General features: G+C 70.3%; 21 protein-coding genes. 11 read left to right on the plus strand and 10 right to left on the minus strand.

Going from position 1 to position 24,878, the window contains the following annotated elements; genetic code table 11:
• Positions 1 to 6 precede the first annotated feature (6 nt).
• Positions 7 to 453 (minus strand): hypothetical protein, encoded by a 447-nt coding sequence (locus tag ACWIGI_RS20535; RefSeq protein ID WP_454204005.1) that lies wholly within the window; start codon positions 451 to 453, stop codon positions 7 to 9.
• A 147-nt stretch (positions 454 to 600) separates the two neighbouring features.
• Here ACWIGI_RS20535 and dapA point away from each other — a divergent pair, with 147 nt between their 5' ends.
• Together dapA and ACWIGI_RS20545 are read left to right on the plus strand one after the other, a co-directional pair.
• Positions 601 to 1,509 (plus strand): 4-hydroxy-tetrahydrodipicolinate synthase, encoded by a 909-nt coding sequence (gene dapA, locus ACWIGI_RS20540; protein WP_454204006.1) that lies wholly within the window; start codon positions 601 to 603, stop codon positions 1,507 to 1,509.
• Positions 1,506 to 3,569, plus strand: a complete 2,064-nt coding sequence (locus ACWIGI_RS20545; protein WP_454204007.1) for a ribonuclease J — start codon at positions 1,506 to 1,508, stop codon at positions 3,567 to 3,569. The genes dapA and ACWIGI_RS20545 overlap by 4 nt, the downstream gene beginning before the upstream one ends.
• Before the next feature lie 413 nt (positions 3,570 to 3,982).
• On the opposite strand, the gene ACWIGI_RS20550 is transcribed toward ACWIGI_RS20545, so the two are convergent.
• Both ACWIGI_RS20550 and ACWIGI_RS20555 read right to left on the minus strand, forming a co-directional pair.
• Positions 3,983 to 4,537, minus strand: a complete 555-nt coding sequence (locus tag ACWIGI_RS20550) for a hypothetical protein (protein WP_454204008.1) — start codon at positions 4,535 to 4,537, stop codon at positions 3,983 to 3,985.
• Positions 4,538 to 4,564: 27 nt separating this feature from the next.
• Positions 4,565 to 4,954, minus strand: coding sequence for a DUF4189 domain-containing protein (locus tag ACWIGI_RS20555; protein WP_454204009.1), 390 nt, complete (start codon positions 4,952 to 4,954; stop codon positions 4,565 to 4,567).
• Between the two features lie 268 nt (positions 4,955 to 5,222).
• Here ACWIGI_RS20555 and ACWIGI_RS20560 point away from each other — a divergent pair, with 268 nt between their 5' ends.
• Together ACWIGI_RS20560 and ACWIGI_RS20565 are read left to right on the plus strand one after the other, a co-directional pair.
• The gene (locus ACWIGI_RS20560) at positions 5,223 to 5,840 is read left to right on the plus strand and encodes a TIGR03085 family metal-binding protein (protein WP_454204010.1); all 618 of its coding nucleotides are present in this window, start codon (positions 5,223 to 5,225) and stop codon (positions 5,838 to 5,840) included.
• A 174-nt stretch (positions 5,841 to 6,014) separates the two neighbouring features.
• Positions 6,015 to 8,630 (plus strand): DNA translocase FtsK, encoded by a 2,616-nt coding sequence (locus ACWIGI_RS20565; protein WP_454204011.1) that lies wholly within the window; start codon positions 6,015 to 6,017, stop codon positions 8,628 to 8,630.
• Positions 8,631 to 8,636: 6 nt separating this feature from the next.
• Here the strand turns inward: ACWIGI_RS20565 and ACWIGI_RS20570 are convergent, their stop codons facing one another.
• From ACWIGI_RS20570 to ACWIGI_RS20590, 5 genes are all read right to left on the minus strand, one after another.
• A complete protein-coding gene (locus ACWIGI_RS20570) occupies positions 8,637 to 9,257 on the minus strand; it encodes a GNAT family N-acetyltransferase (protein ID WP_454204012.1) in 621 nt (206 codons plus the stop codon).
• A 126-nt stretch (positions 9,258 to 9,383) separates the two neighbouring features.
• Complete coding sequence (locus ACWIGI_RS20575; protein ID WP_454204013.1) at positions 9,384 to 11,174, minus strand: hypothetical protein; 1,791 nt, start codon at positions 11,172 to 11,174, stop codon at positions 9,384 to 9,386.
• A 127-nt stretch (positions 11,175 to 11,301) separates the two neighbouring features.
• Positions 11,302 to 11,862, minus strand: a complete 561-nt coding sequence (locus ACWIGI_RS20580) for a PIN domain-containing protein (RefSeq protein WP_454204014.1) — start codon at positions 11,860 to 11,862, stop codon at positions 11,302 to 11,304.
• A gap of 4 nt (positions 11,863 to 11,866) precedes the next feature.
• On the minus strand, positions 11,867 to 12,340 hold the full coding sequence (locus tag ACWIGI_RS20585) for an excisionase family DNA-binding protein (protein ID WP_454204015.1): 474 nt from the start codon (positions 12,338 to 12,340) through the stop codon (positions 11,867 to 11,869).
• A gap of 76 nt (positions 12,341 to 12,416) precedes the next feature.
• Positions 12,417 to 12,839, minus strand: a complete 423-nt coding sequence (locus ACWIGI_RS20590) for a hypothetical protein (RefSeq protein WP_454204016.1) — start codon at positions 12,837 to 12,839, stop codon at positions 12,417 to 12,419.
• A gap of 230 nt (positions 12,840 to 13,069) precedes the next feature.
• On the opposite strand from ACWIGI_RS20590, the gene ACWIGI_RS20595 reads away from it, so the two are divergent.
• Positions 13,070 to 13,327 (plus strand): GlsB/YeaQ/YmgE family stress response membrane protein, encoded by a 258-nt coding sequence (locus tag ACWIGI_RS20595; RefSeq protein WP_454204017.1) that lies wholly within the window; start codon positions 13,070 to 13,072, stop codon positions 13,325 to 13,327.
• A 242-nt stretch (positions 13,328 to 13,569) separates the two neighbouring features.
• Positions 13,570 to 14,403, plus strand: a complete 834-nt coding sequence (locus ACWIGI_RS20600; RefSeq protein ID WP_454204018.1) for an alpha/beta fold hydrolase — start codon at positions 13,570 to 13,572, stop codon at positions 14,401 to 14,403.
• A 185-nt stretch (positions 14,404 to 14,588) separates the two neighbouring features.
• Here the strand turns inward: ACWIGI_RS20600 and ACWIGI_RS20605 are convergent, their stop codons facing one another.
• A complete protein-coding gene (locus tag ACWIGI_RS20605) occupies positions 14,589 to 17,897 on the minus strand; it encodes a BTAD domain-containing putative transcriptional regulator (protein ID WP_454204019.1) in 3,309 nt (1,102 codons plus the stop codon).
• A gap of 313 nt (positions 17,898 to 18,210) precedes the next feature.
• Here ACWIGI_RS20605 and ACWIGI_RS20610 point away from each other — a divergent pair, with 313 nt between their 5' ends.
• From ACWIGI_RS20610 to ACWIGI_RS20625, 4 genes are all read left to right on the plus strand, one after another.
• Positions 18,211 to 19,713: an MFS transporter gene (locus ACWIGI_RS20610; RefSeq protein WP_454204020.1), complete on the plus strand. Its 1,503-nt coding sequence runs from the start codon at positions 18,211 to 18,213 to the stop codon at positions 19,711 to 19,713.
• A gap of 100 nt (positions 19,714 to 19,813) precedes the next feature.
• Positions 19,814 to 20,839, plus strand: a complete 1,026-nt coding sequence (locus ACWIGI_RS20615) for an NAD-dependent epimerase/dehydratase family protein (protein WP_454204021.1) — start codon at positions 19,814 to 19,816, stop codon at positions 20,837 to 20,839.
• Positions 20,840 to 20,884: 45 nt separating this feature from the next.
• Positions 20,885 to 22,123, plus strand: coding sequence for an MFS transporter (locus tag ACWIGI_RS20620; protein WP_454204022.1), 1,239 nt, complete (start codon positions 20,885 to 20,887; stop codon positions 22,121 to 22,123).
• A gap of 29 nt (positions 22,124 to 22,152) precedes the next feature.
• Positions 22,153 to 22,545, plus strand: coding sequence for a nitroreductase family deazaflavin-dependent oxidoreductase (locus tag ACWIGI_RS20625; protein ID WP_454204023.1), 393 nt, complete (start codon positions 22,153 to 22,155; stop codon positions 22,543 to 22,545).
• 19 nt (positions 22,546 to 22,564) lie between these two features.
• Here the strand turns inward: ACWIGI_RS20625 and ACWIGI_RS20630 are convergent, their stop codons facing one another.
• Entirely contained in the window at positions 22,565 to 23,452 is an 888-nt protein-coding gene (locus tag ACWIGI_RS20630) for a LysR family transcriptional regulator (RefSeq protein ID WP_454204024.1), read from the minus strand.
• Positions 23,453 to 23,675: 223 nt separating this feature from the next.
• Between ACWIGI_RS20630 and ACWIGI_RS20635 the strand changes: the two genes are divergently transcribed.
• Positions 23,676 to 24,869, plus strand: a complete 1,194-nt coding sequence (locus ACWIGI_RS20635; protein WP_454204025.1) for a hypothetical protein — start codon at positions 23,676 to 23,678, stop codon at positions 24,867 to 24,869.
• The last annotated feature ends 9 nt before the right edge of the window (positions 24,870 to 24,878 follow it).

Here is a 24,878-nt window from a genome sequence, read left to right on the forward strand (position 1 = left end):
CGTCGCTCAGACGTCCCAGCGCCCGCCCTTCTTCATCTGATCGCGCAGGGCGCCCTGCACCGCCGAGGACAGCCACGAGTTGAGCGACTGGCCGTTGTGCGCGGCGGCCTCCTCGGCCTTGGACTTGATCTGTTCGACCAGGCGTAGGGTGACCCGGCTGATGTCGCCGGTCATCTCCTCGAAGGTCGGGGGCTGTTCGTCCTCCGGGCCAGTGGTTTTGCGCACATCCACGTGGGCGTCCGTGCCGACGACGGACACGTGGACGGTGCGGTCGCCGACCGCCTCGCTCACCTCGGCGGCCAGGTCCGAGAGCGCGGCCAGCAGTACCAGCCGGGCGGCGTTCTCGGTCGCGGCGGCCAGCGCGGCGGCGGTGGCCTGTGTTTTCTCGTCGCCGAGCGCGGCGGCGGAGATGAGATTCTCGCGGAGCTGCGCGGTGTATTTCTCGAGGTCCATGACACCAGTGTGATGTCATGACTGACATCATTCAAGGAGAGTTTTGCTGTCATCACGAACCTTCGGCTACGAATTGCCGACACCGCCGCAACGGTTCAGGTATAACGATGCAAGAGCCGTTTCGATGACCGGGTAGCCTTCTGGACTATGACGAACGGTGAATCGACGCGGATTGAGCTGCACGCGTCCGGCACGGTCGGTGTCGCGATGGTGACCCCCTTTACCGCCGAAGGCAAGCTCGATGTCGACGCCGGTGTCGCTCTGGCCGCTCGACTCGTGGACGGCGGCGTCGATTTGCTCGCGATTTCCGGGACCACCGGAGAATCGCCCACCACCACCGAAACCGAGAAGTTCGATCTGCTGCGCGCCGTCGTCGACGCGGTCGGCGACCGCGCCACCGTCATCGCGGGCGCCGGCACCTACGACACCGCGCACAGCATCGAATTGGCGCGCAGCGCCCAGCGTGCCGGCGCGCACGGTTTGCTCGTCGTCACCCCGTACTACTCGCGTCCCAGCCAGGAAGGGTTGCTCGCGCATTTCACCGCCGTCGCCGACGCCACCGACCTGCCGGTGACCCTGTACGACATTCCGCCCCGGTCGGTCGTGCCGATCGCGTCGGACACCATTCGCCGCCTGGCCGAGCATCCGCGCATCGTCGCGGTGAAGGACGCCAAGGGCGATCTGAACGCGGGCGCGGAACTCATCGCCGAGACCGGGCTGTCCTATTACTCCGGTGACGACGTGCTGAACCTGCCGTGGTTGTCGGTGGGCGCCGTCGGATTCATCAGTGTCATCGGTCATTTGGTGCCCGACCGTTTGCGGGCCCTCATCGACGCCTACACCGCCGGCGATGTCGTGCGCGCCCGTGAGATCAATGCCAGCATGCTGCCCCTGAACCGCGCCATGGCGCGGCTGGGCGGCGTGTCCATGACCAAGGGGGCGCTGCGCCTGCTTGGTATCGAGACCGGGGAGCCCCGTTTGCCACAGATCATGCCTACTACCGAGCAGCTCGACGGCCTGGCCGTCGAGCTGCGCAGCGCCGGGGTGCTTGCATGAGCAGCCCCGAAGGACGCCGCCCGCGTCGCACCGCATCCCGCGCCGCCGGCGCGCCCGCCCCGGCCCCGGCCGAGCCCAAGCAGCAACCGGTAGCCGAGCCCGCCGCGCGCGCGGAAGCCGTTGCGCCGCAGGCCGAGAGCCCCGCGCAGGCCCCGGCGGCCGAGACCCGGAACGGCCGCGGCCGCACCGGTTCCGCCGAACGAGCCAGAGCCGCGCAGGACCGGGCCGCCCAGCAGCCCGAGTCCGCGCCCGCCAAGTCGCGCCAGGACGATTCGGCGCCCAAGTCGCGCCCGTCCGAGCGTTCGCGCAAGCCCGGTGGCGGCGGCCGTTCGCGCCAGTCCGGCCGCGGCGAGCGCAACGATCAGCAGCCCTCGCAGCAGCAGCGGCGTTCGATGCCCGCCCCGCCGCAGGCCCCCAAGGGCGGCCTGCGCGTCTTCGCACTCGGCGGCATCGGCGAAATCGGCCGCAACATGACCGTTTTCGAGTTCGGCGGCAAGCTGCTCATCATCGACTGCGGCGTGCTCTTCCCCGAGGATCAGCAGCCCGGCGTCGACCTGATCCTGCCGGACTTCGGTCCCATCGAGAACCGCATCGAGGACGTCGAGGCGGTGATCCTGACCCACGGGCACGAGGATCACATCGGCGCGGTGCCGTTCCTGCTGCGCCTGCGGCGCGACATCCCGGTGATCGGCGCGAAGTTCACCCTCGCCCTGGTGGCCGCCAAGTGCCGCGAACATCGGTTGCAGCCCAAGCTCATCGAGGTCATCGAGGGCCAGCGCACCCAGCACGGCCCGTTCGACTGCGAGTACTTCGCGGTCAACCACTCCATCCCGGACGCGCTCGCCATCGCGGTGCGCACCCCCGCGGGCATGGTGCTGCACACCGGCGACATCAAGCTGGATCAGCTGCCGCTGGACGGCCGTCTCACCGACCTCGCCGGCTTCTCGCGCCTCGGCGACGAGGGCGTCGACCTGTTCCTGGTCGACTCCACCAACGCGGAGGTCCCCGGCTTCGTCACCCCCGAGCGTGAGATCGGCCCGGTGCTGGACAACGTGATCGGCAAGGCCAAGGGCCGGGTCATCGTGGCCTCCTTCGCTTCCCACGTGCATCGCATCCAGCAGGTCGTGGACGTGGCCAAGCGCTACGACCGCCGCATCTGCTTCGTGGGCCGGTCCATGGTCCGCAACATGCAGATCGCGGTGGACCTGGGCTACCTCGACATTCCGGACGGCCTCGTCGTCGACATCGATCAGGCCGCGAACCTGCCGGTGCACAAGCTGGTGCTGATCTCGACCGGCTCGCAGGGCGAACCGCTGTCCGCGCTCTCGCGCATGGCGCGCGGCGACCACCGCCAGATCAACATCCGCGCCGACGATCTCGTCGTGCTGGCGTCGTCGCTCATTCCGGGCAACGAGAACGCCGTCTTCGCGGTCGTGAACGGCCTGGCCCGCGTCGGCGCGACCGTCGTCACCCAGCAGAACGCGAAAGTCCATGTCTCCGGGCATGCTTCGGCGGGTGAGCTGCTGTACCTGTACAACGCGGTGCGGCCGACCAACGCCATGCCGGTGCACGGCGAATGGCGGCATCTGCGCGCGAACGCCGCGCTCGCGGTGGCGACCGGCGTGCCCGAGGAACGAGTCGTGCTGGCGGAGAACGGCGTCGTGGTCGACCTCGTCGACGGCATCGCCTCCATCACCGGCCGGGTCCCGGTCGGCCAGGTCTACGTCGACGGCCTCTCGGTCGGTGACGTCGGCGAATCCACCCTCTCGGACCGGCTGGTCCTGGGGGAGGGCGGTTTCATCTCGATCACCGTCGCCATCGATTCGACTACCGGCAAGGCGGTCAGCTCGCCGGGCGTCAGCGGCCGCGGCTTCTCGGACGATCCCGACGCCCTGGCCGACACCCACGAACTGGTCGAGGCGGAACTGCGCCGCCTGGCGAACGAGGGCGTCACCGACACGCACCGCATCGCCCAGAGCGTGCGCCGCGTGGTCGGCCGCTGGGTCGCGGAGAAGTACCGCCGCCGCCCGATGATCGTGCCGACGGTCATCGGCGTGTAGCTCGGCGCCCGAAAGGGCAAGCGCCACAAGCCAACAGTGCCCGGCAGCTTCGGCTGCCGGGCACTGTCGTGTATCGACCGGAACATCGCGCCATCCCGGGATACCTAGATTGAAATATGCGCATTCACGAATGTTGCCCGAGCATGGCTGCCTGCCGCCGAAACGATCGATCCAGCGGCCTGAACATGATTCGCGATGATGCCGGGGGCCGCCGCGCGGCCCGGCCCGAAGCCGGGTAGTTGGGATCGGCCGGGACGAAGGCCGCGCCGGATTCGGTCACGGCCGGCTCCTTCCACCCGGGTGACGCGAACGGCCCGCGCCGACGCCGTCGCCGGGAGCGATCAGCGTGCGCGGGCCGTCGGCCGGAGCGGTAGCCGCGCCCCGGTGGCCGGGGCGCGGCGGTCAGCGAACTCTCACTCGTCCTGGCAGGCGGCGGAGTTCAGCTTCGCGGCCTGCACGACGCTGCACGCGAACTTGTGGTCGACCTTCCACTCGTTGTCCTCGGCGACGAAGGACACCGTGGCGTTGTCGACCGGCGCACCGCCGATGGTCACCTTCGCCTCGGCGACGACCTTGCCGTCGACCGGCTCGGGCACGTTGGTGATCTCGACCTTGACGTCGTTCTTCTTCGCGGCGTCGACCAGCTTGGCGACCAGTTCCGGATCCCGGCCGGCGTCCTCGATCCAGGAGACCTTGGTCTTGGCGTCGATGGACGGGTCGAACGCCTTGGTGATCTTGTCGTTCAACTCGGCGACGGTCGGCTTGGGCAGGTTGGGGACCTCGGGGGTGGACGGCGCGGCGCCGGTCTCCTCGGTCTCCTGGGTGCTGCCCTCGAAGTTGCCGGCGGGCGCCGCGCTGGTGGTGGTGGGGCTGTCGGTCGTGCTCTCACTGGTGCTGCAGGCCACCAGCCCGAAGGCGGAGGCGGCCAGGGCCACGGCGGCGGTGGCGCGGAAAATGGTGTGCTTCAACGATTTTCTCCCCTGAACGGAATCGAATTAGAGCGAGTAACCGCTGGTGCAGTTCCAGTGAATGATCGTGGAATCGGAGCGGCCGCGATTCAGCGCCTGCGTGCGGGCGGCGGCGCGGGAGGTGTTGGCCCCGTAGGTGTACAGCCGCGCGCGGCTCGAGTACGCGACCGCGCCACAGCCGTTGGAGAACCAGGCGACGACACGGCAGTCGTTGTTGCGGCACTCGCTCATCGCGCCGTCCTGGGCGGCGTTGGTGTTGCCGTAGTCCGCCGAGTAGCCGATACGGCCCGTGGACGGCGACAGCGCGATGGCTCCGTAGTTCTGTGCGCGTTGCGCGGTGGCCGCGGAGGTCGTGCCGACGAGCAGAGACACGACGGTCACGATCAGCACGGCGGCGCCGCTGACGATCTTCTTCAAGGTGTTGCCCTTCGTAAGCTACGGTCCATGACCCTGATGGACCGAGTGATCAAGCTACCGACCCGAATTGGATGACGCCAACCCGGAACCGCGTGCACGAGGGTGGTTTCGGTATTGCCGCGCGGTAGCGGAGGCCGGATGCGGATGCGAACGATGATCGCCGGGCGGTCTTATGGCGGGCCGGGTGGTCCGCTTAACGGGCCGCCCGGTGCCGCCCCCGGGTCACCGCGGCGGTGCGTGTGCCGGTTTGTCCGGTTAGGGTTTCGGTATGAGCATGGCCCAGCGGGAACGTCGAGCGATGGTGCAGACGATGGCCGAAGCAGGCCCGGACGCGCCCACCCTGTGCGGGGAATGGACGGTGCGGGATCTGGCCGCCCACCTGATCGTGCGCGAGCGCCGCCCGGACGCCGCACCCGGAATTCTGCTGAAGCCCTTCGCCCCGCACCTGGAGAGTGTGCAGCGCAAGGTCGCGCAGCGGCCCTTCCCGCAGTTGCTCGAGCAGGTGCGCACCGGTCCGCCGCTGCTGCTGCGGCCCTTCGATTCGCTGATGAATCTCACCGAGATGTACGTGCATCACGAGGACGTGCGCCGGGCCGGGCCCGGGTGGGAACCGCGCGAACTGCCGGCCGCGGACGAGCGGGCGCTGTGGAACGTGCTGACCAAGCTGTCGCGCATGGCCTATCGCAAATCCACCGTGACCATCGCCCTGGCGACCCCCGATGGTGAGCGGGTGGTGGCGCACAAGGCCGGTGATCGTTCGGTGGTGCTGGCGGGCAAGCCGTCGGAGTTGCTGTTCCACGCGTTCGGCCGCAACGCGGTGCGCCTCGAGGCCACCGGCGATCCGGCGGACGTCGAAGCGGTGTACGCCCTGGACCGCAGCGTCTGATCGCCTCCCCGTACCCGGCGTGTTTTCCGCGTGGTCCGGGCGCGGCTGTGTTCCACTCGATAGCGGCCGCGACCACCCGCTCGCCGGGCACGAGGCGAGCGCCACATGGCCTGATATGGGTGGGTCGTGTGTTGCGGATGGTCCCTATGGTGCGGTTGCGGCTAGCCTGGACGCATGGCAGGGAAGGCCCGCGGTACCGCAAACCCACGTTCGCGAGCGGGATCGGCGCGGGGCCAGACGCCTGCCCGGTCCAAGGCCCGCAGCCCGCGCACGCCCGCCCGGGGCGCTCAACCGGCGGCCGCGCGCGCCCCGAGGCGGCCCGCCGCCCGGCGCCCGGCGCCTGTTCGGCGGCACGCTCGCGCGTCGAACACCGCGCCGCTGGCGGTGGTGCGCCGGGGTGTCACCACCGGCTACAACATGGTGGCGCGTGGTCTCGGCGCGGCCACCCGGGCGGTGAGCAAGGCCGGCGACATCGAACACGGTCATCGGCGCGACGGCATCGCGCTCGGCCTGTTCGCGGTGGCGTTCGTGGTGGTGGCCGCGGTCTGGCTGTCCGCGGGCGGTCCGATCGGGAACTGGGTCGAGGCCGTGACCCGCTGGGTCGTCGGATCCGTGGCGGCGGCACTGCCTTTCGTGCTCGTGGGCATCGCGGTGATTCTCATGCGCACCGAGGCGAATCCGGAGATCCGCCCGCGCCTGGTGCTCGGCGGTCTGCTGACCGGTCTGCCGGTGCTCGGGCTGTGGCATCTGGCCGCGGGTGCGCCCACCGACTATCACGGTCGCGCGCATGCCGCCGGTTTCGCCGGTTTCGTCATGGGCGGCCCGCTGCGGGACGGTCTCAGCGCCTGGCTCGCGGTGCCGTTGCTGCTGCTGGCCGCGGGCTTCGGACTGCTGCTGCTCACCGGAACCACCGTGCGCGAGGTGCCCGACGCGCTGCGCGAGATCTTCGGAACCGACAGTGGCGGTGACGAATACGAGCGCTACTCCGATGAGCCCGGGCTCTACGATCCGGCCAACTACGACGCCGATGGCTTTCCGCTGCATCAGGGCACGCGCCGGCGGCGCGGCCGCAATCCCTCGGACAACTATCCCCCGGACGAGTATTCGGGTTCGGATTCGGTCACCGAGATCATCGGCGAACCGCCGCTGCAGGCAGCCAAGAACGCGGCCGCGGCGCCCGAGGCCGTCGAGGAGAAGCCGAAACCCAAGGCGCGCAAGGCGCCCAAGGTGGTCGATCAGACCCCGCCTCCGCCGCAGCAACTCGAGTTCGTCACCGATCGCGAGGTGGACGGCGACTACCAGTTGCCGCCGCTGTCCCTGCTGACCGACGGCGAGCCGCCCAAACAGCGCAGCGCTGCCAACGAGTCGATGATCGAGGCGATCACCGAGGTCCTGATCCAGTTCAAGATCGACGCGGCGGTCACCGGTTTCGTGCGCGGCCCGACGGTCACCCGCTACGAGGTCGAGCTCGGCCCCGGCGTCAAGGTCGAGAAGATCACCGCACTGGCCCGCAACATCGCCTACGCGGTCGCCACCGAGAACGTGCGCCTGCTCGCGCCCATCCCGGGCAAGTCGGCGGTCGGCATCGAGGTGCCCAACTCCGATCGCGAACTGGTGCGCCTGGCCGACGTCCTCAAGGCCGCGTCCACGCGCAGCGATCATCATCCGCTGGTGATCGGTCTCGGCAAGAACATCGAGGGCGAGTTCGTCGCGGCCAATCTGGCGAAGATGCCGCATCTGCTGGTCGCGGGTTCGACCGGATCGGGTAAGTCCAGCTTCGTCAATTCGATGCTGGTCTCGCTGCTGCACCGGGCCACGCCCGAAGAAGTGCGCATGATCCTGATCGATCCGAAGATGGTGGAACTCACCCCGTACGAGGGCATTCCGCATCTCATCACCCCCATCATCACCCAGCCCAAGAAGGCCGCCGCGGCCCTGGCCTGGCTGGTGGAGGAGATGGAACAGCGCTATATGGACATGCAGGCCAACAAGGTTCGCCATATCGACGATTTCAACCGCAAGGTCAAGTCCGGGCAGATCACCACGCCGCTGGGCAGCGAGCGCGTGTACCGGCCGTACCCGTACATCCTGGCCATCGTCGACGAGCTCGCCGACCTCATGATGACCGCGCCGCGCGACGTGGAGGACGCGATCGTCCGCATCACCCAGAAGGCCCGTGCGGCGGGCATTCACCTGGTGCTGGCCACCCAGAGGCCCTCGGTGGACGTGGTCACCGGTCTGATCAAGACCAATGTGCCGTCCCGCCTGGCCTTCGCGACCTCCTCGCTGACCGATTCGCGCGTCATCCTGGATCAGCCGGGCGCGGAGAAGCTGATCGGCATGGGCGACGGGCTGTTCCTGCCCATGGGTGCGAGCAAGCCGACCCGCCTGCAGGGCGCGTTCATCTCCGACGAGGAGATCACGGCCGTCGTCGACTTCGCCAAGACGCAGGCCGAGCCCGAGTACCAGGACGGCGTGACCGCGGCCAAGGCCGGGGAGAAGAAGGACATCGACGCCGATATCGGCGACGATCTCGAATTGCTCGTCCAGGCCATCGAATTGGTGGTGACCTCGCAGTTCGGTTCCACGTCCATGCTGCAGCGCAAGCTGCGCGTCGGCTTCGCCAAGGCGGGCAGGCTCATGGATCTGATGGAGACCCGCAACGTGGTCGGTCCGAGCGAAGGGTCCAAGGCGCGCGACGTGCTGGTCAAGCCCGACGAGCTCGACGGGCTGCTGTGGACCGTGCGCGGCGGAGGCGACGCGCCCGGGGGCGAGGATTCCGAGGACTGAGCGCGGTCACGGCTCGCAGCGCATGATCCAGGTGCGCGGGCCGTCCGGCATCTCGTGTACCGCGGTGACCTCGAAGCCGAATCTCTCGTAGAACGCGACGTTCTCGGGGTTGGAGGTTTCGAGGTGGGCGGGCAGGCCGTTCTCGCGACAGCGCCGCAGGCCCGATTCGAGCAGCTGCGCGCCGTAGCCGCGCCCGCGTTTGTCGGCCCGGGTGCCCAGGGCGGTGAGATGCAGGCGATGTTCCACCGTGTGCAGGGCCGCGACCGCGACGCCCTGTTCGTGGGCGAGGCGGGCGCGGGCGCCGAATATCCGCCGGTCGTGCACTCGCTGCCCGAAGATCGATCGCAGGACGGGCGGGTAGAGCGTGCTCTGCCACAGCGCGACGCCGGTGACGACCCCGGCGGTGTCGGCGGCGATCTCGATGCCGTCGTTGCGGCGGTAGGACTCCCAGGCCGAGATGGTGATCAGGCGTTCCACCCGGGCCTGTCTGGTCGAGGCCTTGGGGAACCACCACGCGCTCAGGGGATCGTTCTCGAGTGCCCGGCTCAGCAGCCGGGCCGCGATCGGGATATCGCCCGGCGTCCCCGGTCGCACGGTCCGGTGGGAGGGCTGTCTTTCTGCGCGCACTTCCGGATGCTAGCGACATTTCGGACGTTCGAGTACCCGGTATTCCGGGTCCCGGTGTGTTGCCCGCCGAACGCGCGACGGCCGCGGCTCAGCGAGCCGCAGCCGTCCCCGGGTGCGGTGTGCCGATTACCCGAGGGTCTTCACGAACGCGGCCAGCTGGTGGCCGCTGTAGTCGGGCTGCCCGTCGTTCTGCAGGGCCGCCGCGCCGATGGTGTCGACGTGGTTGTAGCCGGGCAGGGTGACGACCTGGGCCAGGGCGGGGGCGGGGAACAGGGTGCCCACGGCGGGCGGGACCGGGCTGTCGCCGGCGAAGGCGACGAAATGGGGTTTGGTGCGGGACAACCCGCGACCGGTCAGCGCGGCCATCTCGCCGGTGCGCGAACCACCGAAACCCGCGCCGATGTCGATCACCAGGCGCAGCGGGAAGTAGGTCTCCCAGTACGCGCCGGGGGAGCCGGTGCCGAGCTGGCGCGCGACCTCGATGATGTCGGCGACCTCGTGATTGGGTGCGGTGTAGGGGATTCCGCGCACATCGTTGTAGTTGCGCCAGGTGTAGAGCGCGCCGCGGTCGGTGGGGAACACGCGCTGCTGGGTGCCCGCGCTCATGCGCAGGAAGGAGCCGATCAGCGGAATCTGGGTGACCTCGCCCGGGGTCGGGAAGGACTTGAGTTCGACCGGTCCGCCGTCGAGGGCACCCACACCCTGTTGGGTGAGAACGAAATTGGCCGAGTTGTTGTCGATCAGCATCCCGAGCAGCGCGGTGTTGGTGAAGCGGAACTCGCGGATCGCGGCCGAGCCGTCCGCGCCGTTGGCGGCGAATCCCGCCCAGGTCGGGGAGGTCAGGAAGTTCAGCGTCAGTTCCATCTCGGGGTCCCTCGGCAGGTGCGCGAGCAGCCGGCTCTCGCCGTCGGGATCCAGGTGCGCGGCCAAGCCCGCGAGCCGGTACAGCACAAAGGTTTTCGCGCCCAGGACCGGCAGTGAGCCGAAGGTGCGCGGCAGCATGCCGGCCTTGAATCCGGTTTGCAGTACCCCGTCCAGGGGTGTGACCAGCGCGTCGGTGAGGTCGCGCAGGATCGGGGTGTTCTGCAGCGCGACCGGGTCCGAGGACACCATCGAGTCCTGGGCGGCGAACGCGGCGCACTGATCCGCGCCGTGCCCGGCCGCACCGAAATTCCAGTCGGCGAAGAATCCGGTCACCAGCCCGCCGAGCGAGATGCCGGTGCACACGAACTTGTCCTGCCGCTGCGCTCGGGTGGGTACCTCGTGGCGCATGACCTCGAACTGGTCCCACAGCACCCGTTCCATTCCCATGGAATCGAGCACCGCCAGTTGGTCATTGGTCTTGAATCCCGGGAATCGCTGCCCGTCGAGTTCCCTGCCGTTGAAGTAGTAGTCGACGGCGTCGAGGTAGTTCCCGCTGCGCAGCGCGTAGTCGAAACCGAAGGTCTCGTCGAGGCACGTACTGCGCCGCGCCAGCGCCCAGAACTCGATGTGCTGCCCCATGGATCGCGCCGAGCGCACCGTATTGGCCGCCACCCCATCGGAATTGACGGCCCCGCCGCCGAGTCCCTGCTCCTGGATGACGATCCGGTCGGCCCCCGCGGAGTCCGCCCCGTCCGCCGTCCGGTACCGCAGGTATCCGACCCGGTCGCACGCCGCGGGGTGGGCGGCTGCCCCGGCCGGCAACGGCAGCAGGTAACTCACGTGCGACACCACGATCCCGTCCCGTTCGGACAGCACCGTCTCCTGCCGGTCGACCGCCGCGCTCGCCGCCTCCGGTTCCGCCCCCGCGGGCCCGCCCGCGATCGACAGTGTCGCCCCGATCCCCAGCACGACCGCCAGCGCGAGGTTGGCCCGCCGCGGGTGCCGGCTGTTCCGGTCGCGGGCACGCCGTTGCGCCCGAGTACTTCTCGTCATGACTCGGATGGTGTCAGTATCGGAATAGCTGTGTCACTCGGCATTCGAACGGAATCCTGGGCCTCGGTTTGTGCACTGTGGTTGCCAAGGTCTTCGGCCACACCAACGAATGCCGTGCCGGCGATGGTCAATCGAGTCGGCGCCGAACTTCGGCCGCGAACTCGATGACGCCCGACCGTTCGAGCACGTCCAGGAGGCCCTGGACGTTCTTGGGTGGTCGCCTGTGCTCGGCTACCTGCCTGTGCAGCAGTCGAATCACCTGTCCCGGTGTGAGATCGAGCATGTCGAGCAGGAAATCGTCGGGATGCATGAGTTCAGGGAATCCGTCGCCGATGGGGCGGACCCTGAAGTCTTTGAGATTGAAGGTCAGTAGTACATCTGCGCCGCCCTGTAATGCGGCAGCAAGTACGTGACGGTCTTTGGGGTGGTTCTCCATTCGGTCCACGAGATCGTCGTAGCCTTCGACCATCGCCTCGGGGAAGAATTTACAGAGGGTTGCGATCAGTTGGTCGACCTTTGTGGCGGTGCTGTCGTCGCCGCGGTGCCGGAGTGCGAGGTTCTTGCGCAATTCGGCGATTACATCGGCCGACCACAGTGGCTGGATCAGGTCCGCTTCGGCGAGACGGAGGATGGTGTCGCGCAGGTGGCTCGGATACAGAACGCAGGTGTCCAGGAAGATGCGCTGCACGCGGTCACTCCCTTCGCAGCTTCTCTTCCGGTTCGTCGTCGTATAGGCCCAGGTCCTCGGAGAGCCGAGTCAGCTCGGACAGCCCTGCGGCGCGCTCGGCTCGGCGGTATTCACGGAAAGCGAGAACATCGGTCAATCGCACGCGACGGTGTCGGCCCGGTCTGGTGAAGGGAATCGCGCCCGCGTCCAGCAATTTGACGAAGGTCGGCCTGCTCATGCCCAGCAGTTCGGCTGCTTCCTGCGTGGTGAGCGTGGTGTGGAGCGGCGCGACCGTGACGGCCTTCCCCTCGGACAGTGCCTGTGCGACCAACCGCAACGCCTCGATCACCTCGGCGGGCAGGGCGACGACCTCGCCCTCGGGAGATCGGACGATCGAGGCGGCGACCGTGTTCGGCATCGAATCCAGAAACCGTTGGAGCGCGGCGAGTTGCACGGGATGTTCGGGCAGCAGTGTCCGCTCGTTCAGCGTCTCGGTCACGAGGCCTCCTCGGGGTAGAGGCCCATTGTGCCCTTCTTTCGAATTATTCGAAAGGCAATTGGTTGCGTGGCGCCGGCTACGGTTGCGCGGGTGCCGGGGACGGCCGGCGCCGCGCGCGGACCGCCATGGTCAACCCCGTGATCAACAGTGCCAGCAGCGGGAAAAGCGGGATGTAGGAGACCCATTCGATCGGGTCGGGCAGGGACAGGGCCACGAAGGTGACCAGGACGGTCGCGGTGAAGATCAGGGCGGACCAGCGGTGGGTGGGGCGGACCCACCAGCCCGACGGGGTGTGGGCGGCGGCGCGGTGGGGGCCGCGGAACCAGGTGAGGTACAGGTACGCCCCGGTCAGGAACAGCAGGGCCAGGGGGAGTAGCGGGAGGTAGACGAGCCATTCGGGGCCGGAGACCGCCAGTACGACGAAGACCAGGACGATGCTCGCGGCGAACGCGATGCCCAGCCACCGGTGCGCGCGCCGAATCCGGACGTTCCTGTTCATCGGGTCCTCCATGTTCCCCAGAGCCGGGTGTCCCGGCGTTCCGTCGCCCGGTCGTCGTGCTGAACGCGCGCCGCGGGCCTGTGACCAGCGCTTCTGGATTACCCATTGATAGTGCCAGCCGGAAATCCCAGATTTCGTACCCGACCGGCGTGTCAGTGTCTGATTTCCGCCGATGGACAGGTGACCATGGGAAGACCACGGAACTGCACCGGCAATCGGTAGGAGATGTGATGCTCGCACTCGGGTTCTTCGGATGGATCATCATCGGCGGTCTGGCCGGCTGGATCGGCAGCAAGGTGATGGGTACGGACGGGCAGCAGGGCGTGATCATGAACGTCGTGGTCGGCATCGTCGGCGGCCTGGTCGGCGGTTTCCTGCTCAACCTCCTCGGCGTCGACGTCCGGGGCGGCGGGCTCATCTTCAGCTTCCTGACCTGTCTCGGCGGCGCGGTCCTGCTGCTGTGGATCGTCAGCAAGGTCCGCAGCTGAGCCCTGTCGATCCGCTGTACCGGTTCCACCCACGGCCCACCACGCCCCCGGCGTCGGTGGGCCGTCGGCGTTCGGCGGGCGCGCACCCGCCTCCCACCTGCCCGTTCTGAAATCGTTCAGTCGTCGTTGAGCCGCCGGGGTCATCGTGGTGCCCGGCGCCCACCCCGGGCGCCGCACCGGAACGGTCCCGCCGTTCCCGAAATCCCTCGCGTCGAACGACTTCGGAAGAGGCATCACCACCCATGCGCAACACCCTCCGCCGTTCCGGCCGCACCATGATCCTGATGGGCGCGCTGACCCTCACCCTGGCCGCCGCGGCCTGCTCCACCGACAAGCCCGCGGCCGCGCCCGCCACCGTGCCCGCTCCCGACCCGAACAAGCCCGGCATCCTTCTCGTGCACGGCGCGTTCGCCGACGGCTCCAGCTGGGGTGGCGTCGCGGAGCAGTTGCAGGCGAAGGGCTTTCGGGTCACCACCGCCGCGGTGCCGCTGCGCGGGCTGACCTACGACAGCGCCTACGTTCGCAGCCTGCTCGACGCCATGCCCGGCAAGACCCTGTTGGTCGGTCACTCCTACGGCGGCGCGGTCATCACCAACGCCGCGGCCGGTGCGCCCAACGCCGCCGGACTCGTCTACGTGGCCGCCTTCGCACCCGACAAGGGTGAGTCGCTGGGCGAACTCGACGGCCGCTTCGGCGGTCCCGCCACCCGAATCACCGTCCCGCACACCGTCGGCGCCGACCCCGTCCCCGAGTTGCGGGTCGCGGACGACAAGTTCGGGGAGTACTTCGCCCAGGACGTCGAACCCGTCCGGGCGGCCGTACTCGCGGCGGGCCAGCGCCCCATCTCGGTCGCGGCCTTCACCGAGACGACCGCCGAACCGGCCTGGCGCACCGTGCCGTCCTGGTATCTGGTGGCCACCGACGACCGCATGATCCCGCCCGCCGGGCAGCGTGAGATGGCGGCCCGCGCCGGGGCCACGGTCACCGAGCACGCGGGCAGCCACGCGATCGCGGTCTCGCACCCGGACGTGGTGGTGCGCGTCATCGACGAGGCCGCGGCGGCCGTGGCGCGCTAGCCGCGAGCACAACGCCATGACCTGCGGCGACGCGGTGATCGCGGTGACCGCCGGCATGCATGCCGATGTGCCGGCACAGCAATGGAACGGGCCCGGCGGTAGGCATCGCGTCGGAAAGTGTTGTGTTGATGGAGGGTTCGAGAACGGCCGTGCCGACGCCGGGCGGACAGTCCTCCGTGCCATGGTCAGGCGGGATTTGCGCGGGGTCTCGGGAGCGGCGTCGATGTGAGCAGCCTGTCGATCTCCGCCAGCTCACGGGCTGCGCCGATTCGCGCGGCGAGAGTGCGGGATTCGTGCAGGAGGCGCCGGGCCCGGTCGTCGTCCGCGGGGAGGGACCGGGCCAGATCCAGGAGGGCGGGCAGCAGCTCGACGGGGCTGTCCTGCGTGCGCAGGATGGCGACGGCCCGCTCGAGTAGATCCAGCGCGGGCCCGTCGGGGGTGGCCAGCGCCCGCACGCGCAGGGCCCGGCCGATGGTGGCCGGTGTGTTCCAGCGCTCGGCCAGGGCCAGTTCCTCGTCGGCGAGTTCGCGGGCCCGCGCGTGGTCGCCGAGCCGGGCGAATTCCATTGCCGCCGAACCGCGCCAGGCGATGTGCGCGGGGTTCGTGATGCCGACTATCCCGGCCCGGCGCCCGCACTCCAGGAAGTAGCCGATCGCCTCCCGGGACTCGCCGCGCGCCGCGCTCAGCAGCCCGCGAACATGCAGGGCGACAGTCCATTCCCAGGTTTCCGGGTCGGCGTTGGCGGTGCGCCTGTCGAGCCACCGTTCAGCCTCGTCGAGGCGACCGAGGCCGATCAGCGCGTGCGCGTACTGCGCGGCCAGGGTGGCGGGCGGTGCGACGAGCTCGTCGTCGACATCGCCCAGGACCGGGCCGAGATCGGCCAGCACACCGCGGAAGTCGCCCGCGCGCACCATGACCTCCGAGCGGAGGATGGCGCGGTAGGTGTCGATCGCGCCGAAGTACTGGTCCGACCGCTGCTCGGTGAGCGCCAGCGCGGTCGTCGGATCGCCGGCCCACATGCACAGGTGTGCGAGCATTCCGATGAGCTCGCGCGGGAGCGTGCCGTCCGCGTGCTCGGCGGCGAGCCGTCGCACCGCGGTGGCGGCGTCGATCCGGACACCGAAGGCGTCGGACCAGGTCACGATGGCCGAGGAGATCGGATCGGGTTCCGGTCGGGCGCGCTGGGCCGCGACGAGCTCGCGCCAGGTCGGGGCCGAGAGACCGGCGATCATCCACGTCGAGGCGCGAATCGCCCCGGCGTACACGGGATCCCGGGCTTCGGTCTCGGCGACGACGGTCTCGAGCATGCGCATGGCGGCGGGCGCCTCGCCCCGGATCGCCATGGTCCAGGCCAGCGGTACGGCGGCGGTCGGGGCGACCGCGTGGGCGCGCTGACCGCGCAGCGCGTCGTCCAGATGTGCCCGTGCCGCGGCGGGATTGGTCCACAGCCGCAGTTGCCCGAGTCGCACCAGCAGCTCGTCGCGCTGCTCGGGCGCGCAGATACGCAGTGCCAGTTCCAGCCAGCCCACCGCCTCCACGATGCGGCAGTCCCGCAGGGCTTCCTCGGCCGCGTCCACGAGCACCACGGTCCAGCGCGCGTATTCCGGCCCGCACAGCTCGCGCAGATATCGGGCCACGTGCCGGGCCGGATACCCGCGGCCGCGTTCGTGTTCCGCCGCCGCGGTCCGGAACCCCGCGGACTCCTGCCTGCCGGTGAGCCACGCGATGGTGTCGGCGATCAACGGGTGCCGCACCCGCGGCGGCTCGGCGGACGCCAGAATGCCCGCGTCCGTAAGTAATTCGCAGCGGTGCCGGACTTCGCCCGGCGGTTGATCGCACGCGGCGGCCAGCGTCGGCACCTCCGGCTCGAGCTCCCGCAGGGCCGCCAGCGCCCGCATCATCCGCGCGCCGCGCAGCGAGAACCCGCGCAGGAGCCGCTGTGTCGCGCGCGAGTAGCGACCGTCCAGGAGCCGGTGCGGCACCCGGGTGCGGTCGGCGCGCTCGGCCATGTCCGCGATGAGCGCGTCCACCAGCATCGGGATGTCGGCGGCCGCGTCCCGGATCTCGGCCGCGAGTTCGGGCGGGCAGTCCGATCCCGTTCGCCGCCGGTACAACTCGGCGACCGCCCCCGAACCCAGCCGCCGCAGCCGCAACACCTCGGTGGCCACCGGCTCGAGCCTGGAGTGCAGCTCGACCACCCGCGGGTCCCAGAACCGCCCGTCGAGCGCGACGACGATGACCGCCCGCGCCGCCCGCAGCGCCGGCCCCAGCGCGACCAGCACCCGCACCGACCCCTCGTCCATCCGCGTGCCCTCGTCGACGAGGACGATCAACGGCTCCGCCCCCGCCCACCCCGCCAGCACACGCCGCAACCGCCCGACCAGGGCCCGCTCGGCCGAGCCGCTGCCTTCTACGGGCGTACTCGCGGAGGTGGTGAGGCGGGTCAGGAGCTCGGTGGCGAGATCCTCGTCGTCCGTGGTCGGCTCGATTCGCAGCGCGTGTGGATAGCGCAGCGAAAGCTCTTCCAGCAGTTCGGTTTTGCCGTAGCCGGGGCGGCCGGTGACCACCACCAGGGACCCGGTGCCGGTGGCGGCGCGACGTTCGAGGGCGGCGATCGTGGCGAGTTCGCGATCCCGGTCGACCATTGTGGGAACGCGCGTATCGGCAACCGCAGCGGTGGTATTCGCGGCCGGGACCGGATCCGGTGGCGCGAGTGGCGGTTCCGCCTCCCAGCCGGCGAGCACGCGGTCGTGTAGCGCGCGCAGCTCCGCGCCGGGTTCCACGCCGAGCTCGTCGATCAGCAGCCGCCGGGTGTCGCGGTACAGCGCCAGCGCGTCCGACCGGCGTCCCCGGTCGGCGAGCGCGCGCATCAGCAGCGCCCGGGGGCGTTCGCGCAGCGGATGTTCGGTGGTCAGCGCGCGCAGGGCGTCGATCGCCCGATCGGCCCGGCCCTGCGTCACCGCGAGGTCGAGGCTGTCCTCCAGGATCGCGATGCGGCGCTCGGTCAGGGCCGCGCGCTGCTGTTCCGCCCACGGTCCGGGGATCCCGGCCAGGGGCTCACCCGAGCACAGCGCGAGCGCGTCGGCGTACCGCCGGGCAGCGAGCTCACCGTCGTTCGACCGCCGGGCCAGTACCGCCTCGGCCACCAGACGATCCAGCACCCCGAGGTCGAGTTGATCATCGTCGATCCGCAGCTGGTACCCGCCGTGCCCGGACAGCAGCACCGCCGGGGGAGTGCGCGGCGCCCGCGTGGGCTCGAGCACGCGTCGCAGCGCCGAGATGTGCGTCTGGATCACCGCGGTGCCGCTGGCCGGGGGCTCGTCCTCGTACAGCGCGTCCAGCAGCGCCGCGGCCGAAACCCATTGCCGCCTGCGCATCGCCAGCACGGCCAGGATCCCGCGCCGCTGCGGCGGGCCCAGCGGCCGGACCTCGCCGTCGATCCGCGCCTCGACGCCGTCGAGCAGGATCAGGTACAGCCCGCTCGCCCGACCCATGCACCTCTCCACGCCGTCCCGTGCACCGGCGCGCCCGGCGGGCGGCGCCGCGCCCGGGCGTCCGCCCTGCTGGCGGCATCGCGACCGAGCGGCCGGCCCGCCGTCCAGGCTCACCGCTCGCCCGGAAATGACACGTCACCGACGCGCAGACTCTACTGACCCCCGACCCGCCGACATCTGCCACCCCGCATCCGTGACCAGCCCCGCCGGGCGACCCGGAGTGATCTCGCGAATCCGGGGTACCCGCGTAGCGTTGCGCTCTGGTCGGCGCACCCGCGGGTAATCGGACGAACGTCGGAACCGAGGAGTCGTGATGGCGGAGCAAGCCGGTGCGGACGGCACCGTGCGGACACTGATCCCGGCCCGGATCGACCGGCTGCCGTGGTCCAGATTCCACACCCGCATGGTGGCCGCGCTCGGGGTGGCGTGGATCCTGGACGGGCTCGAGATCACCGTCGCCAGCGCGGTCGCCGAGACCCTCACCGAACCCGAGACCCTGCACCTGTCCTCCACCGCGGTCGGTCTGCTGGCCACGGTGTACCTGGCCGGTGAGGTGGTCGGCGCGCTGGTGTTCGGCAACCTGTCCGACCGGCTCGGGCGGCGCAAACTCTTCCTGATCACCCTGGGCGTCTACCTGTTCGGCAGCGGCCTGACCGCGCTGACCCTGGGCAGCGGCGCGGGCTGGGTGGCGTTCCTCTATGTCACCCGCTTCATCGCGGGCATGGGCATCGGGGGCGAGTACGCGGCCATCAACTCCGCCATCGACGAATTGATTCCGGCCCGCTATCGCGGCCGCGTCGACATCGCGGTCAACGGAACCTATTGGGCCGGAGCGATCATCGGCACCATCGGCACCTACATCCTGCTGAACATGGTGACCCTGTCGGTGGGCTGGCGGCTGGGGTTCCTGATCGGCCCGGTGCTGGGCCTGGTCATCCTGTTCGTGCGCAGGCACCTGCCGGAGAGCCCGCGCTGGCAGATCATGCACGGCCGCACCGAGGACGCCGAGCGGTCGATCACCGAGATCGAGCGCGAAGTGCACGCCACCGGTGTGGAACTGCCCCCGGTCGACGAATCGAAGGTCCTCGAGGTCCGGCCCGCCGATCGGATCGGCTACCTGGCGCTGACCCGGGTGCTGTTCCGCGAGTACCCCTCTCGCGCCGTGCTCGGGGCGAGCCTGATGATCAGTCAATCGTTCCTGTACAACGCCATCTTCTTCACCTACACCCTGGTGCTCGGCAAGTTCTACGGCGTCCCGTCCGAGACCACCCCGCTCTACCTGATCGCGTTCGCGGTGGGAAATCTGCTGGGCCCGTTCACCATCGGCCACTATTTCGACACCATCGGCCGCCGCACGATGATCTCGGGCACCTATCTGCTCTCCGGTGTCCTGCTGGCGATCTCGGCGGTGCTGTTCTACGCCGACGTGCTCAACGCCATCACCCAGACCCTGTGCTGGTGCGTCATCTTCTTCTTCGCCTCGGCCGGCGCCAGCGCCGCCTACCTCACCGTGAGCGAGATCTTCCCGCTCGAGGTGCGCGCCAAGGCCATCGCCGTGTTCTTCGCGATCGCCCAGTGTTTCGGCGCGCTCGGCCCGGTCATTTACGGCGCCCTGATCGGCGACGGCGAACACCCGTTCCGCCTGTTCCTCGGCTACCTGCTCGGCGCGGCCGTCATGATCACCGGCGGCGTCATAGCGAAATTGCTGGCCGTGGACGCGGAGAACAAGTCCCTGGAGGACATCGCCCTGCCCCTGGCGGCCCGCCGCGAGCCGCCGGCCCGCGCGGAGGGTGTGGCCACGCCCGCCGCCCCCTGAACGGCGGGGCGCACCCGCCCGCCCCGGCCGCGCGCACAGTAGACTCCGCGCGAGGGCGGGGGCGCGCGGCGATTCCCCATGAGCGGCAGAGGAATTGCGCATGGACACGGTGCTGGTCACCGGAGCGACGGGATTCGTCGCGGGGCACTGCATCACCGAACTGCTCGAACACGGGTATCGGGTGCGGGCGACGGTCCGGGATCTGTCCGAAACCGGCAGGCGCGCCCACCTGGTCGACATCGCGAACCGGCTCGGCGGTGAGCTCGACTTCGCGCAGGCGGACCTGACCTCGGATCAGGGCTGGGAGGTCGCCGCCAAGGAGTGCGATCACATCCTGCACGTCGCGTCCCCGATTCCGGACGGCCGCAAGGAGTCCGAGGCGGAGATGGTCGAGGCCGCCGTCGAGGGCACCCTGCGGGTCCTGCGCGCGGCGGCCGCCGCCACCACGGTGCGCCGCGTGGTGCTGACCTCCTCGATCGTCACCATCAACCAGGGCCATGACACCGATCGCGTGTTCACCGAACAGGATTGGTCCGATCCCGCGCGGCTCACCGGTTACGACAAGAGCAAAACCCTCGCCGAACAGGCCGCCCGCCGCTTCGCCGGGCAACCCGGAACCGGCTTCGACCTGGTCACCCTGCACCCCGCCATGATCCTGGGCCCGCTCCTGCACCGGCAGACCAACATGTCCCACGAGCCCGCTATCCGCCTGCTCGGACGCAAGGTGCCCGGCAATCTGAACGTGGGCTGGTCGACGGTCGACGTCCGCGATCTCGCCCGCGCGCACCGCGTCGCCCTCGAAACCCCCGAGGCGTCGGGCGAGCGCTACATCCTCGCGGGCGACCACTTCTGGATGCGCGACATGGCCGCGGCGCTGGCCGCCGAGTTCGGCCCCCGCGGCTTCAAGGTTCCCCAGCGCATGCTCCCCGATTGGCTGGTCCGCTTGGCCGCCCTCGCCGACCCCGGCATCAAACGCGTGGTCCCCGCCCTGGGCAAGCCCGAACGCCTCAGCTCCGCCAAAGCCGAAGCCGAACTGGGCATCTCGCTGCGCCCGAAACAGCAGTCTCTGCTGGATACCGCCGAGAGCCTGCTCGCCCACGGCGTGGTGACGGCGCCCGGCCCGTAGAAAACCGGTGGGCCGCGGCGGGTCTCGTCTGCGAGAATCCTGCCGGTGACGGGGTCAACCGGTATCGCCGGTCTGCTGCGCGCCAACCGCGGGTTCCGGCTGCTGTGGACCGCGCGCTCGCTGTCGTTCCTGGGCGATTCCCTGACCCTGGTCGCGCTCATGCTCTACGTCGCCGAGACGACCGGACAGGCGCTGGCGGTGGCCGCCCTGCTGCTCGTGGGAGATTTCGCGCCCGCGCTGCTCGGCCCGTTCACCGGTGCGCTGAGCGACAGGTTCGATCGCAAACGCGTCATGGTGGTCTGCGATCTCGTCCAGGGCGCGATGGTGCTGACCATCGCCCTCTGGCTGCCCTCGCTGTGGCTGCTGCTGGCGCTGGTGGCGGTGCGGGCCATCGCCGGACAGGTCTTCCAGCCCGCGTCCCGCGCCGTGGTGCCCGCCCTGGTCCGCGATCGGGAGCTGGAAAGCGCCAACGCCGCAATCGGTTTCGGCACCAACGCGGGGGAGACCCTGGGCCCGCTCGTCGCCGCGGCCCTGTTCCCCGTCGTCGGCCTGCGCGGGGTGCTGCTGATCGACGCCGCCACCTTCGTGCTCTCGGCGCTCCTGCTGCTCTTCCTGCCCACCGGCCGATCGCCCGCGGCGGACGACGAGCCCCCGCGCACGCTGTGGGCCGAAACCGTCACGGGCCTGCGCTATCTCGCCGCCGCACCGCTGCTGCGCGTGATCGGTCTCGGCTACGTCGCCATCGTCGCCTGCAACGGCATCGACGACGTCGCCCTGGTCTTTCTCGCGAAAGACACACTGCACAGCGGAGATTCGGCGGTCGGGCTGCTGCTGGCAGGCGTCGGCATCGGCCTGCTCGCGGGGTACGCCCTGGTGGCGCGCACCCGGTTCACCATGCCGGTGCTGCTGGTCGCCGGATTCGCGATCAGCAGCGCCGGAAACCTGCTGACCGGCCTGGCCTGGGCGGTCGCCGCGGCCTTCGTCGTGCAGACCACGCGCGGACTCGGCCTCGCCGCCATGGACGTGGCCGCCAACACCCTGATCCAGCGCGCGGTCCCGCGGGAGCTGCTCGGGCGCGTGTTCGGCAGCCTCTACGGCGCGATCGGCATCGCGGCCGCGCTGTCCTACCTCGGCGGCGGACTGCTGCTCGACCGCACCGATCCCCGTGTCGCGTTCGTCGCCGCCGGGGCGGGCGGACTGCTGGCGACCGTGGCCACGGCCGTGGCGCTGCGGCGGGTGATCGCCCGCCCGCGTGACCGCGAACCCGCGCCGCCGGACCACTAGGCTGCGGAAGGCAACCAAAGGAGTTCGCAATGACAACCTTCGATCGCGGTCCCTCGATGTTCCCGGCGTGGTTCGACCGGCTACAGGTCAAGTACATGAATCCGGCGATGCGCCGCGTCGCGCCCTACCTGCCGGGTTTCGCGGTGATCGAGCATCGCGGCCGCAAGTCGGGCCGCGCGTACACGACACCGGTCAACGCCTTCACCGCGCGCGGCACCTTCGCGGTCGTGCTCGGCCACGGCATCACCGACTGGGCCCGGAACGTGGTCGCCGCGGGCGACACCACCGTGCGCTCGCGGTTCCGCACCGTCCGGCTCGCCAACGCCCGCATCGTGGCCCCCGGTCAGGCCGGCGCCGACGTGCCCCGCGCGGCGCGCCTGGCGGGCGGCAAGTTCAACATCTTCCTCGCCGACATCGTCTAGCGGTCCCGGTCCCGGCCGGTCAGAACGTCACCCCGTACGCGGTGAGCAGCGCCCGCGTGAACGCCGCGGCCGCGGGGGAGGAACGTCCGGTCGGGACGGCGAGGCCGAATTCCCATTCGATGACCGGGGTCACCCGGGCCGTGTGCAGTTCCGGGAACCGCGCGGCCGAGGATTGCGGCAGCAGCGCCGGGCCCAGGCCGCTGCCCACCAGGTCGTGGATGGTCTCGAGCGCGGAGGCCTCGTACCGGAATTCGAGCCGGACACCGGCATCGCCGAGCGCGTCGTTGATGACATCGCTGATGATCCACTCCTGCGGCAACGCGACGAAGCAGTCCCCGGCCAGCTCCGTGATCGTGACCGACTCCCGCTGCCCGAGCCGGTATCCGGGCGGGCACAGCAGCACGACCGGCTCCCGCGCCAGCGGAATGACGCGCACCCCCGGCGGCGGCTGGGCGGGCCGGGCCACCAGGGCCAGATCGAGTTTGCCCTCGGCGATGCTGTGCATTCGCTCCATCGCCCCGGACGCCTGCTGCGAGAGCCGCAGCCGGACCATCGGATGTTCCTCGTGAAACCGTGCGAGCACCCCCGCCAGATCCACCGATCCGTGCGACAGCAGAATCGCCAGATGTACTGAGCCGCTGAGATTGTCGTGATAGTTCGCGACGGTGTCGGCGGCGCGCCGGGCGGCGCTGAGCACCAGGCGGGCCTCCGGCAGCAGCGCCGCGCCCGCCGCGGTGAGGGTGATGCGCTGCCGGGATCGGTCGAACAGGGGCGTGCCCAGATCATGTTCGAGCTTGGCGATCGCGGCCGAGACCGCCGACTGCACCACGTGAACCTGTTTCGCGCCCTGCGAGAAGCTCAGCTCGGTGGCGACGGCGACGAAGTACTCCAATTGCCGGAGTTCCATAGCGGGAGGCTACCAATTGTGGGGGTCGTCTCCGTGACATCTCGCGTCCGGTTCCGCCGACCGTGCGGTATCGCGATCGGCGATGAGCCGCATCGCGGCCGTGCGTTGGACGGGTGGCCACCTCGGGCGAAGCCTGAAGTCGAGTCATTCGCTCAATGGTTACTAGGGCATCCACCGGCAGCGCGGCCGATCTGAAGGCCCTGCTTCACGGGATGAGAAGTACATGATCAGCAAGCGTTCAATCTCGGTTCGTCATCGTTCGATTCTCACGCTGGGGGCCTCGGCCACGGCACTTTCCCTGGTCTTCGCCGGTGCGCCGCACGCGGTTGCCGAGCCGGTGCCGGGGCTCGACACCGGGTCCGCCGGACTCGGCATACCGCTGGGGTCCGGCAGCGCGGACGCGGGCGCGATCGCCCTCGGTGTGGCGACCGGCGACGCCCTCGGCGCGGGTTCGGCCGCCACCGACACCGGTAGCGCGCTCGCGCTCGGAACCGGCAGTGGGGCGGGTAGTTCCGAGGTTCTCGATGCCGGGAGCGCCGCGGCGGGCGGGGCCGCGGCGCTCGGGTCCGGAAGCGCGGAAGCCCTGGAGTTGGGCAGCGCGGGGGCGGGCAGCGCGGCCGCGGCGGGCAGCGCAGACGCGGGGAGCGCCGGGGCGGCCGGAAGTGCGGCCGCCGGCAGTTCAGCGGCGGAAACCGGCAGTGCGGCAACGGCTCTCGGGCTGGGATCGGCCGGAGCCGGGGCTGCCGAGGCGGGAGCCGCCGGTGCGGGCGCGGCCGGGGCCGGGGCTGCGGGTCTCGGCGGTGCGGCGCTGGGTAGTGCCGGAGTCGGCAGCGCCGAACCCGGAAGCGCGGCGGTCGGTAGCGCAGGGGTCGGCAGTGCCGCGGTGGGCAGCGCGGCACTGGGTAGTGCCGCCGTAGGGAGTGCCGCGGTGGGCAGCGCGGCGGTCGGCAGTGCGGCGCTGGGCAGCGGGGCGGTCGGCGGCGCTGCCGGTGGCGCGGCGCTCGGAGGCGTCCTGCTCGGTCTCGGGCCGGGCGCGGGAACCGGGCCGAACGCCCAGAACCCGGATGCACAGAACCCGAACGGCCCGAATTCCCAGAACCCGAACGAACAGAACGGCCGGCCGCACGGGCAGCCGGGAGTCCCCGGACCCTCGGTGTCCCGTCCCGGTGCGCCTGGTACTTCCGGCCCGGGCGCGACATCGCCCGACTCCGGAACGACCCGCGCGGGACAGCTCGGCGGCAACGAAACACCGGGCGCGGCAGCCTATCCCGTCCCGCTCGGACACCCCGAAACCGGCGCTGGCGGCCTGGTCACCTCCGATCGCGCTCTGCTGGCGGGCTTCGGCCTGCTGTCGCTGCTGGGCGCGGGCCTGCTGGTGTCCCACACCGTGCGCCGCCCGAGCCGCGACCCGCGCTGACCGGATCGA

The organism is Nocardia sp. NPDC055321 (assembly GCF_053645575.1).